Origin of the sequence: Alkalibacillus aidingensis, from assembly GCF_014595945.1 — a bacterium.
GTDB classification, from domain to species: domain Bacteria; phylum Bacillota; class Bacilli; order Bacillales; family Alkalibacillaceae; genus Alkalibacillus; species Alkalibacillus aidingensis.
The window spans coordinates 18,083-30,601 of sequence record NZ_JABXWU010000005.1; the positions used below are offsets into that span (position 1 = coordinate 18,083).

General features: G+C 37.0%; 11 protein-coding genes. All 11 read right to left on the reverse strand.

Features of this window, described 5'->3' with window-relative positions:
• Nucleotides 1-49 precede the first annotated feature (49 nt).
• The 11 genes from HWQ49_RS09360 to spoVG all read right to left on the reverse strand — a co-directional run bounded on the left by HWQ49_RS09360 (nt 50) and on the right by spoVG (nt 12,513).
• Nucleotides 50-319, reverse strand: a complete 270-nt coding sequence (locus HWQ49_RS09360; RefSeq protein ID WP_188207356.1) for an RNA-binding S4 domain-containing protein — start codon at nt 317-319, stop codon at nt 50-52.
• 1 nt (nt 320) lies between these two features.
• Nucleotides 321-1,784, reverse strand: a complete 1,464-nt coding sequence (locus HWQ49_RS09365; RefSeq protein WP_188207357.1) for a bifunctional methyltransferase/pyrophosphohydrolase YabN — start codon at nt 1,782-1,784, stop codon at nt 321-323.
• A 7-nt stretch (nt 1,785-1,791) separates the two neighbouring features.
• Nucleotides 1,792-3,366: a polysaccharide biosynthesis protein gene (locus tag HWQ49_RS09370; protein WP_188207358.1), complete on the reverse strand. Its 1,575-nt coding sequence runs from the start codon at nt 3,364-3,366 to the stop codon at nt 1,792-1,794.
• Nucleotides 3,367-3,524: 158 nt separating this feature from the next.
• Nucleotides 3,525-4,058 (reverse strand): stage V sporulation protein T, encoded by a 534-nt coding sequence (gene spoVT, locus HWQ49_RS09375; protein ID WP_188207359.1) that lies wholly within the window; start codon nt 4,056-4,058, stop codon nt 3,525-3,527.
• A 101-nt stretch (nt 4,059-4,159) separates the two neighbouring features.
• Entirely contained in the window at nt 4,160-7,699 is a 3,540-nt protein-coding gene (mfd, locus tag HWQ49_RS09380; RefSeq protein WP_188207360.1) for a transcription-repair coupling factor, read from the reverse strand.
• A gap of 74 nt (nt 7,700-7,773) precedes the next feature.
• A complete protein-coding gene (locus HWQ49_RS09385; protein ID WP_188207361.1) occupies nt 7,774-8,004 on the reverse strand; it encodes an anti-sigma-F factor Fin in 231 nt (76 codons plus the stop codon).
• A gap of 104 nt (nt 8,005-8,108) precedes the next feature.
• Complete coding sequence (gene pth / locus HWQ49_RS09390) at nt 8,109-8,669, reverse strand: aminoacyl-tRNA hydrolase (RefSeq protein ID WP_188207362.1); 561 nt, start codon at nt 8,667-8,669, stop codon at nt 8,109-8,111.
• Between the two features lie 133 nt (nt 8,670-8,802).
• A complete protein-coding gene (locus HWQ49_RS09395; RefSeq protein ID WP_188207363.1) occupies nt 8,803-9,438 on the reverse strand; it encodes a 50S ribosomal protein L25/general stress protein Ctc in 636 nt (211 codons plus the stop codon).
• Between the two features lie 81 nt (nt 9,439-9,519).
• Entirely contained in the window at nt 9,520-10,473 is a 954-nt protein-coding gene (locus tag HWQ49_RS09400) for a ribose-phosphate diphosphokinase (RefSeq protein WP_188207364.1), read from the reverse strand.
• Nucleotides 10,474-10,545: 72 nt separating this feature from the next.
• Entirely contained in the window at nt 10,546-11,919 is a 1,374-nt protein-coding gene (gene glmU, locus HWQ49_RS09405; protein WP_188207365.1) for a bifunctional UDP-N-acetylglucosamine diphosphorylase/glucosamine-1-phosphate N-acetyltransferase GlmU, read from the reverse strand.
• A gap of 306 nt (nt 11,920-12,225) precedes the next feature.
• Nucleotides 12,226-12,513, reverse strand: a complete 288-nt coding sequence (gene spoVG, locus HWQ49_RS09410; protein WP_188207366.1) for a septation regulator SpoVG — start codon at nt 12,511-12,513, stop codon at nt 12,226-12,228.
• Nucleotides 12,514-12,519 lie beyond the last annotated feature (6 nt).

Sequence of the window (12,519 nt, forward strand, 5' to 3'; positions counted from 1 at the left end):
TCCCTCCTATCACTAACAGCGTATGAACTCAGGAGGATAAACATGCCTATTAAAATGATTCTGATTCTATTTTTTCTTCCTTAAGAACTGAGTATAGTCTAGAGGCTTCATCTTTTTTCACTTGTTCTTTAAGGGATTCTATTTTAATCGTTAGTTTTTTGTGACCGAATTGGATCGTTAATTCATCACCAACTTTTAAGTCCGTTGATGCTTTTGCTGGTTGATTATTTAAATGGATTCTACCTTGGTTGGCCACTTCCTTAGCAACTGTTCGACGTTTAATTAAACGGGATAATTTCAAAAATTTATCTACACGCATGTTATTCACTTCCTTTGGTAAGTTGTTTCTTGGCTTGTTCCCAATAGCGATCCATTTCCTCAAGATGCATCTCTTCTAAGGAAAGGCCTTGTTGTTTCACTAGTTGTTCAACTTGCTTAAATCTACTAATGAATTTGCGACAAGTGCGATCAAGAGCAAGTTCAGGGTCAATCTTATAAAATCTAGCCGTATTCACTAATGAAAATAGCAAATCACCAAATTCTAATTCCATTTCATCTATAGACTGTTTCGAGACAGCCTCTTGGAATTCCTCTAATTCTTCTTTTACCTTCTCAAAAACAGGAGCCTCTGTTTTCCAATCAAAGCCAACCTTAGCCACCTTTTTTTGAATCTCCTTAGCATATAATAACCGTGGCAGTGAATCATTTAAACCTTCTAAAACAGAGTCTTTTTTAGGTTTATTTTTTTGTTTAATTTGCTCCCAGTTAGCGCTCACCTCGTCTGATGATTCAACTGTGACATCACCAAATACATGGGGATGTCTTTCAACCATTTTATCGGTAATACTTTTAATCACATCGTCTACAGTAAAATACCCACTTTCTTCAGCTATTTGACTATGTAGCATAATTTGAAGTAGTACATCGCCTAACTCTTCTGCTAAATGAGCATCATCATCTTCTTCGATCGCTTCGATTACTTCATATGCCTCTTCAATTAAATAGGGACGTAAGGTAGTATGTGTTTGTTTTCGATCCCATGGACAACCATTTGGTCCACGTAAGGTAGCGATAACCTCACGCAAAGCTGAAAACGTGTGATGGAGATTCTTTCGTGTTTGTGGTGGTACGTATAATGTTGTAAGGTTGCTAAACGAAAAATCATGGTCTAATTCATGTAATGGTACTGTTTTAACCGATTCATTTGGGCTACCTGCTGCATGAATAATTTTCACTTTATAATCAAATGGTAAATCTTCCATTAGGGTCAATTTTACTTCAGAAGCTATAAAATCATCATAAACTTGGCCAATAAATAGGTGGTTTTCATATTGAATGGTAGACCGATCTAAAGCCGTTCCATCTAAAAGTTGAAAGCCTTCGATTGGATCAACTTGAGTGGCAGTAAATAGTGCATCCAAAAAACTTTGCCCACTACTAATTTCTACCGAAACATCTTGAAGGTTACTATCTAATAAGAGTTGAACGGTTCTCTCAGCAACCATTGGATGACCTGGTACCGTGTAAACCAAATTTTGTTCCTTAGCCCGTTGGATTAACTCATTAGCTATCGACTCATATACTTGCCCAAAGTCGTCCAACTCTTCATAAAAGTGATCAAATGATTGAAAACGAACCCCCTCTTGCTTCAACGACTCTATTACAGGATGCTTTTTAGTGCGCGTGTAAATGATCTCATGATGATTAACCAACTGCCTGTAAACGCCTAATGGAATTTGGTCGATTGAGCTCGCTCCTAATCCTATTACTTTGATTTGTCCCATAATGATCCTACCTTTTTATGTTCTTTATTATTTTTGAATCAAGTAACTGATCCTGCTCATTTTCATTAAAGTAACGCCACTTCCAACATAGAACAATGACAATTAACGCTCCTATTAAACACAAGCATAACACAACAACTAGTAATAATAACCTTTCAGCTAAGTCAATATACACTTCTAAGAAATAACTGATAAAGGCAATCGGTGTGAACATCACAAATCCAATTCCTAAACCTTTTACTAAAAACCCATATGACAGCGATGTTTTCATATAATGATGCCACTTCACAAAGAACACAATGCAAAGAAGTGTTGCTGCTATAAGCGAGCCAAAGCTTGCACCTACTAACCCAAAATGATTAATTAACATCATGTTTAGCAAGCCTTTTCCAACCACCATAATAGCTAGCCAAATAAGCTGATTTAGACGCTCCCCGTAAGCTTGGAGAAGAACAGATAAGGTCATGATCATTGACAATAAAAATACTAATAGCATCATCCATTGAAGGACCTTTGTTCCATCAGATGATTGATAGAACAATGGATTTAGTAAAGGCATAATCGCTATTAGACCTAGTGATGCAGCAAGAGAGAAAATGTAAGTTAACTTAACAGCAAATATTTCTGCAGCTTCACTAATATGATGTTGGTTATCATTTGAATGTTTTTGGATGGTGGGAACGATGGCAAAAGCTAAAGCGGCCCCGAATACTAACCCTAATTGAATTAATGGATTTCCTCTATCATAAATTCCTTTAAGGACTCTAGCATCTTCAAACGTTGACCCCCAACTTCTTAAACTATGTATCATTGTAAATACATCAACAGCTTGTATTAACAAGTGCAATATATGAGTGATGCTGTACACTACTATTCCAACAGAAAACATCCTAAAGACATGTTTAAAACTTAATGATTTCATCATTCTTGAGTTAGACTGCTCATGATTATGATAGGTTCTATACAAATAAACCAACCAGACTGATGCAACCAATGCTCCTACAACAGATGCCAAGCTAGCAAGTAAACCAATCTGGTATAATGAACCACTGAATTGGACAATCACGACGGTTGTCACAACAATTAATACCACACGGGTCAATTGTTCCATGACCTGTGAAGTTGCAACCCAAGTAGGTTGATCTTGCTTTTGGAAATATCCACGAAAAAAGGACGTTATAGGAATGATTAAAAACATAAAACTACTTACTTTAATAGGATCACTTAAAAACGGATCCCCCATTAAGTTAGCGATTAGTGGAGCGAAAAAATAAATAAATAAAAAAGCGCCAATTCCTAAGGCAAGTAATAAATAAAACACCACAGATACGTTATGGAAACGAACCTTGGCGTTTTTCGGATAATGATGGGCTAATACATGCGAATAGGCACTTGGCAAACTATATATAGATAAAATTAAAGCAAGTGATATTAAGGGATATATTTGTTGATAAATATAGAGCCCTTCATCACCTGCTAAGTTCTGTAATGGAATTCTGTATACCATCCCTAAAACTTTACCGATAAACCCGGCAAAAGCTAATATAACCGTTCCTTTGATCCATTTATGTTCTTGAATCATTTGGTTCCTCACTTTTGGCTCCCTGCTTCTATGTTGATAAGTTGTAATAACAAAAAGGATGACAATCAACAATGACGTAAAGCCAGTATATTATACATGTTGTAATATATTATATCACAACCAAAGGAACGATCATAAATGATTAATGATCTTTGGACTTATTCCATTTGACGAGCGAGGAAATTACTTGCCGTTTCACAAACTTTTATTTCCACTTCGGATAGTGAACCTTTATCTAGAAACATCATAATACTTCCAACAGGATCACCATTTGAAATAATCGGTTGGATTAAAAAGGATGAAACCGTCTCTTCTTGCCCTTCAACAATCTCTAGCGTGTACTCATTTCTCTCGACAACGCTCTCACGCTTGTCCATGGCTCGCTCAATTGGTTTTCCGATATTTTTATTTAAGTAATCCTTCTTGGAGACACCCGCTACCGAGATAAATTCATCTCGATCTGAAATCAATACTTTATGACCTGTAGCGTCAAATAATGAATGGGCATACTCCTGTGCAAATTCACTAAGCTCGTTAATCGGTGAATATTTCTTAAGAATAACCTCACCTTCACGATCAACAAAAATCTCTAATGGGTCTCCCTCTCTAATGCGTAAAGTTCTTCTTATTTCTTTAGGGACAACAACTCTTCCAAGATCATCAATACGACGAACAATTCCTGTTGCTTTCATTACTTGCAATCCCCACTTTCTTTTTTGTACTCATTACTGAGAACATCAAATTTAGTTTAATGACTTGCTCGTACTTTGTATTATGAAGCAACAGGTGAAAACTATTCATTTTTTGGTTGATTTTTCACTTTGTTTATTTTTGATAAAATATCTTCCAATACATCATAGCGTTGATTCTTATTGCTACGTTGGTATTGAATCATTATTTTTAACTTGTTTCCTTCAGTGCCTAACTGAACCATTCGTCCATATTCATTTGCCAACATGAACAACTCTGACCCATCTACTTTTTGACTTTCCTCTTCTTGCATTAAAAGCTCAATTTTGTTTGTTTTTTCATATATTGATTCAACTTTTTCCTTTTGTGCTAACAATCTGATTCGGGCTACCTGCATGAGCTCTTCGACTTCTTGAGGGTATGAACCAAAGCGATCAATCATTTCATCTTTTAATTCAAAAACTTCTTCTACTTCCTCAATCGCATGAATTCGTTTGTACATTTGGACCTTTTGTGTTTCATCCTCAATATAATGGCTAGGTATATAAGCATCTAAAGCTAAAGTCATCTCTACTTCGAATGGTTTCGTTTCTTCGTAAGGCTTTCCTTGTTGTTTAGCTTCTATAGCATCATTTAACATTTGTGAGTAAAGATCAAAGCCAACTGAATCAATAAAGCCGTGTTGCTCTGTTCCTAACAAATTACCTGCGCCACGAATGGATAAATCACGCATCGCAATCTTGAAACCAGACCCGAGCTCTGTAAATTCTTTAATGGCCTCTAATCGCTTTTCAGCAACTTCACTTAAAACCTTATCTTGTTGATGGGTGAAATATGCATAGGCTAAACGGTTAGAACGTCCAACTCTTCCTCTTAACTGATACAACTGGCTAAGTCCCATCTTATCCGCATCATTAACGATTAGTGTATTCACATTAGGGATATCCACACCCGTTTCGATAATCGTTGTACTTACTAAAACATCATAATTACCTTCTAAGAAATCGAGCATAATATTTTCTAATTGCCGTTCATTCATTTGCCCATGAGCGTAAGCGACTCGTGCATCTTCGACAAGCTCATCAATCTCAGCAGCTACTCGATCGATTAGATCGACTCGGTTATATAAGAAGAAAGCCTGTCCTCCTCGTGCCATTTCCCTTTCAATCGCTTCTCGAATAAAGGCCGGATTATATTCAACGACATAAGTTTGGATCGGAAAGCGATTTTCAGGTGGTGTTTCAATAACAGAAAGGTCTCTTACACCCACCATAGACATATGAAGAGTTCTTGGTATAGGTGTGGCAGTTAAAGTTAGTACATCCACATTTGCCTTTAGTTGTTTGATTTTCTCCTTATGCTTAACACCAAAACGTTGTTCTTCATCAATGACTAATAACCCTAGATCTTTAAATTTAATATCCTTTGACAATACGCGATGGGTACCAATCACCACATCGACTAATCCTTTACGCAAATTATCAATCGTTTCCTTCTGTTGTTTAGCTGTTCTAAAACGACTTAACAAACCGACATTAATACCAAACTCGTGAAAACGCTCTTGAAACGTCTCAAAATGTTGTTGTGCTAGAATCGTCGTAGGGACTAATAAAGCAACTTGCTTTCCATCCATGATAGCCTTAAAAGCAGCTCGTATAGCCACTTCTGTCTTACCATAACCAACATCACCACATAGCAAACGATCCATTGGGCGCTCTTTTTCCATATCTTCCTTAACTTCTCGAATACACCGTAGTTGATCTTCCGTTTCTTCATAAGGAAATGCTGCTTCAAAATCCTTTTGCATTTCAGTATCTTTAGAAAACGCAAACCCCTTAGTCGATTCACGTTCAGCATATAGTTTAATTAAATCATCCGCAATATCTTCTACAGAAGACTGAACACGAGATTTAACCTTTTTCCACTCACTACCACCTAATTTATATAACTTAGGCTCTTTGCCTTCCGAACCGACATACTTTTTAACTTGGTCAATCTGCTCAACAGGAACAAATAGTTTATCATTACCTGAATACCTAAGGACCATATAATCTTTATGAACTTGATTAACCTCTAAAGTTTCAATCCCTAAATACTTAGCAATTCCATGATGCGTATGTACAACATAGTCACCTGTTTGTAATTCTTGGTAACTCTTGATTCGTTCAGCATTAGAGATTTTTTGCTTTTTCCGTTTTTTTGATGGTTTGCGCTTTTTAAACAACTCTTCTTCTGTTAAAACAGCGATACGATAGCCGGGCATTTCAAACCCTTCACTGACTTCACCAATTGTAATAACTGGGTCATCAACTGGTAATGAAGCATGTTTAGTACGATGAGCAACCATATCATAATCATCTAATACACGCTCAATCCTTTCTGCACGCTCTTCATCCGCTGCTAAGATCACCACAGAATAATCTGCTTGATTCCAACGTTCCATCTCATTTTTGACTAAATTCATCTGACCATGAAATTGTTGCATTTGTCTACTTGATATATTGACGATGTTCTCTGGAGCTGTATTAGGAATATGACGTAAAAACAATGATAAATAAATTTTAGGGTAAACCATTTTAGAAATAACCGTTTGCCAATCAAAAGATAGATTAAGCCCACGCACGATTGAATGCTGCTCTAGCATATCCGTATACCAATTAGCCTCTTCTCGGTCTAATTGTTCTGCTGTTTCAGAGATTCTACCCATCTCATCTAAAACAACTAAACTATTTCCCGGTAAATAATCTAGTAAACTATCCATTCGGTCATAGCATAAGGCAATATATTGGTAAATCCCTGAGAATTGCTCGCCTTCTTTTAGGCGCTCAATATCATAGTTAATCTTTTCTTGTAATTTCTCCTGATCCTTTTCATCATTAAGTTTAGCTAATGACTGACTTAATAACTTTTCTAAACGATGACTAGCTTCTTTCATTTGTTCTGATGATAAAACAAACTCCTCAGCTGGTGTGATTTCGACTTGATCGATCTCCCCTTCTGAGCGTTGGCTATCTGCATCAAAATAACGAATAGATTCAACCTCATCATCAAACCATTCTATTCTAATAGGATAAGCTTCTGTTAGAGGGTAAATATCTACAATGCCACCTCGTCTACTAACTTCGCCAGGAGCATTAACTAAATCAACCATCTTATAGCCTAGTGAGATTAACCGATTAACAGTTGCTTCAAAAGGATATTCTTTACCTTGTTCGATCTCTACTTCTAACTGTTCCATTAGTTCCTTAGGTGGTAAGACTCGCTTAAGCGCTGCAACTGGAACAACCATGATACCCTGTTTTCTTTTTTGCCATTGATTAATCACATCCAAACGCTGAGCCTTTAACTCTGGTGAAGATGAAACAATCTCGGCTGCCAACAGCTCATTAGCCGGATATAAGAAGATTTCATGATCATCTTGGGCAATTGATGATAAATCATCATACACTTTTTGAGCTTGTGTTAATTGATGTGTTACATAAATAATTGGACGGTTAGTTGACTCCTGCAACACTGAGGCCAAGGCTACCCTGGATGTGTGGGTTAATCCAGAAACTAACTGCTCGTTCATCCCATTTTCAACACCATCAATCATATGAATAAAATCATCTTGATTCTTTAAAAATTCCTTCACGTTTTGCAAGTCGTGATCCCCCTTACCAGGTCCCTAAAACTTATGACCCCAACAGAAAAATGCTTTGGTAAAAACCAAAGCCTCTAGTGAATAAAATTATCATGTTCAAACAGATTTGGGTTTTGTGTAAGTATATCCTCACAGTGCTCACACACTAAAAAAACTGTCATTGTTCCCTCAGAATCCTCTTGTAACATATCATTTATTTCATCCGTGCTTAGTTGCTGTTCTTCAATAAGTTGTGTTACACGATTAATATCCTCAATCTCACCTATAGGTTGCTTGCAATGTCTACATTTCATCGTGACTGACATAAGACATAACCTCCTTTTATCACCCTAGCTTTCAGGCACCACTAAGATGACATACAAAACTAGTTATAGCGTAACCAAAGGAGGTTAAACTTATACTTATATAGCTATTGATTAAAGTCATTCATAACTTGCAGGAATGGTTTTTTACACCATTCCTCACAAGCTTGAGCTGATAAGTCAATTGAGGGTGTAACTTCTTTAAGCTCTTGTTTAGAAAACTTACCTAAAACATAGTCAACTACAGGTGAGTCTGTTTCTGGTCGCCCAATGCCAAACCTTAATCGATTAAACTCTTTTGAACCTACTTGATCAATAATATTCCTAATCCCATTATGACCACCATGACCACCTTTTTGACGTAGTCTAATTCTCCCTGTTGGTAAATCTAAGTCATCATAAATAACCAATACGTCTTCTAAATCAAGCTCAAAGTAATCAACAACTTGACGAACAGATTTTCCAGATAGGTTCATATAAGTTTGTGGTTTTAACAGAATAACCTTCTCGCCATTCCAATGTTCTATAGCATAATGAGCTTCAAATTTATCTTTCTTAAACTTCCAACCATTTTTTGAAGCGATATGATCAACAACATGAAATCCAATATTATGTCTTGTTTTTTTATATTTTAAACCCGGGTTTCCTAAACCGACGATGCACTTCATCTTATGCTACTCCTTTATCGTCCTATTACTCAATTAAAGCAGAAAACAGACCGAAGTCTATATTTAGGCATGACTTCGATCTGTTCATTATGATTATTCACCTGTGATCATTTTAACCAAATTAACCATTGAATTATTCTTCCTCACCTTTATCATTAATGACTTCAGGCTCAGCATCTTTACTTCCACCTTCTTCACCAACTTCAGGAACTTCCTCTTTTTGAGGTGGTAAGACGGTGATAATCGTTGTATCATCTTCATCTAAGATTTCATAATCTTTGTCGGCTTTCAAATCACCAACTGTAACACTGTCTCCGATATTTAATTCTTCAGATTGAATCACGATTTCTTCTGGGATTTTATTAGGTGTTGCACGTACATGCAAGGTGTGTAATGTCTGTTGTAATAGGCCGCCTTCTTTCTCACCTAGTGATTCGCCTTCGATATTAATATTTACTTCTACATCAACTTCAGTAGACATATCTACTTCATAAAAGTCCGCATGTAGTAAATCATCTTTGATGCGATCAGTTTGGTAGTCATAGAGCATCGCACTAATAGCTTTCCCACCTTCAACTTCAAGAGAAAAAACAGCATTTCGTCCTTCCTCGCGAACCTTCTTAATCAAGTCCATGCTATCAACTGAAATAGTAGTTGCTTCTTTACCTTTCCCATAAACAACTGCAGGTACTTGTCCTTCTTCACGAATTTGCTTAGTTACAGAACGTCGTAAATCTGATCTTTCTTTCGCTTGAATTGTTGCTGCCATGTGTTACAACCTCCATTTTAAGAAATCTCTGATATTTAAATCTTACCTTTATTATACCTTTTTAAACATAAAAGTAAAATTTTAATCAAATAGTGTACTGATGGAGCGGTGTTCATGGACACGTTTAATGGATTCACCAATTAAACTTCCAACAGATAATGTTTTTATTTTATCAGTTCCTAAATCGTCAGATAACCAAATGGTATTAGTGACCACACATTCTTTAATAGCTGAATTTTCAATCCGTTCTATGGCCGGGCCAGAGAGTACTGGGTGTGTACAACAAGCATAAACTTCCTTAGCACCATTCTCAATCATAGCATTCGCCGCTAAGGTAATCGTACCAGCTGTATCGATAATATCATCAATTAATATTGCCGTTCTACCTTCAACATTTCCAACTATATTCATTACTTCAGCAACATTAGGTTGTGGTCGACGCTTGTCAATTATAGCAATAGGAGCCTTTAAGCGATCGGCCATTTGGCGTGCTCTTGTAACCCCGCCATGATCAGGCGAAACAACAACAATATCCTCCAAATTCTTCTCTAGGAAATAGTCTGATAGCGTTGGCACTCCGACTAAGTGATCAATTGGAATGTTAAAGAACCCTTGGATCTGTGCTGCGTGTAAATCTAAACTAATGACACGATTAGCACCAGCTGTTTCTAGTAAGTCAGCTACTAACTTAGATGTGATCGGTTCTCTTGAGCGTGCTTTACGATCTTGTCTAGCATATCCATAATAAGGCATGACAATGTTAATCGTATTTGCTGAAGCTCGTTTTAAAGCATCGATCATAATTAATAATTCCATCAAATGCTCATTAACTGGATTGCTTGTTGATTGAACAACAAACACATCGCACCCACGAATACTTTCTTCAATATTGATTTGAATTTCTCCGTCTTTGAAACGCTTAACTGAACACTTACCTAAATCAACACCAATTGAATCAGCTATTTCCTCAGCTAGTTCAGGATTAGAGTTTAATGAAAATACTTTTAAGTACGGGTCTTTATACTGATTAGACATAGATTAGGAACCTCCAGGAATGAAAAGTTTAAATAAATTAATCTGAGGGGATTAATGCATCCACCCACTATATTAAGAACGTTTATTTAAACGTTCAACATAACCTTCTTTGTTTTCTTGTCGAGACCTTGCAATGGACAGCGCTTTTTCTGGTACATCTTTAGTAATCGTTGAACCAGCTGCTACATAAGCGCCTTCTTCAATTCTTACTGGAGCGATTAAGTTAGCATTACAACCGATAAATGCCCCATCCTCAATGATGGTTTTATGCTTCTTACGACCATCATAATTAACGGTTATGACACCACAACCAACATTGACATCTTTACCTAATTTCGCATCACCTAAATAAGATAAATGGGAAGCCTTACTACCTTTAGCCATGTTAGTCTTCTTGACTTCAACAAAGTTTCCGATTTTAACCTCATCTTGAATATAACTATCTGGGCGAATATGAGCGAAAGGTCCGATTTGGACATCAGAACCGACATGGCTTTCAGTGACGACGCTTTGTTTAATCAACGTTCTCTCACCGATTTGACAGTCTTTGAGCTCAGTATGTGGGCCAATCACTGTGTCTGCTCCAATAGTTGTTTCTCCTTTAATTACTGAACCTGGTTCAATGATGACATCTGCCTCAATCGAAACATCGGGACCTATATAAGTCTGTTGTGGGTCTACAATGGTGACCCCTGCTCTCATATGCTCTTTATTGATACGATCTCTTAATAGTCGTTCGGCATTAGCTAGCGCGACTCGATCATTAACCCCAATCGTTTCTTCATCATTTGGTGTTTTAAAAGCCGCCACTTTCTCCCCTTGATTCTTGGCAATTTCTAATACATCAGGTAAATAATATTCGCCTTGAGAATTGTCATTTGATACTTGCTTCAGTGATTCAAATAATAGTTCATTGTCAAAGCAATATGTTCCTGTATTAATTTCTTTGACAGACTTCTCATCTGATGATGCATCTTTTTCTTCTACAATCTTCTCAACATGCCCTTGACCATCACGAATTACACGGCCATACCCTGTTGGGTCAGTAATATCTGTTGTTAGAACAGTTACTTTAGCCTGAACGGATTCATGTTGTTCCATAAGTTCGTTTAACGTGTCAGAAGTTAATAACGGTGTATCTCCACACACAACAACTGTTGTTCCAGGCTTCCCTTCTAGGTATGAGTCGGCCATTCGCACCGCATGGCCTGTCCCTAATTGTTCCTCTTGTACGACATATGCTGTTTGGTCACCTAATTGATCTTGAACAGTTTCAGCACCATGTCCAACGATCGTAATGATTTGGTCTAATTCTAATGTGTTTAGTTGATCAACAACATGCTGTACCATCGGCTTCCCACAGACTGGGTGAAGTACTTTATACAATTTAGACTTCATCCTAGTACCTTTCCCAGCTGCCAAGACGACAGCAAAACGATTTGTCATAACCTTCCCTCCGTCAACCTTTATATTATTTTAATGACTTAAAGCATATCGTTCATTTTAATTGCAAGCACAATTCTAATCATCCAATATGAATATATCTTAAATACGGGGTTGATGCAACTTAACAGCTAGTGTATATATTGGCAATTTAACGAAACTATTATGTAATCAAGAACGATTTAAAACTTCACTTAATTTAAACAAATAATCTCTTTTTATTAATAAAGTGGTTTAACATTCTATGTTTTCGGTTAAATAAATAAAAAGAAGCCTAACAGTTTGTTAGACTTCTACTCCCTCATAATTTTAAGAAGCGCCCGCTTCTTCATATTCAACTTCTTCACCGACACGGTGGTACTCTTCTAAAACTGCGTCTTGAATCTTACCACGTGTACCGGAATTGATTGGATGGGCTATGTCTCTAAATTCACCATCTGGAGTTCGTTTGCTTGGCATTGCTACAAATAAGCCATTATTACCATCAATGACGCGAATGTCATGTACGACGAACTCATCATCCATTGTAATCGAAGCGATTGCACGCATACGACCATCCGTGTTCACGCGACGTAACCTTACGTCAGTTACTTGCATTATGTC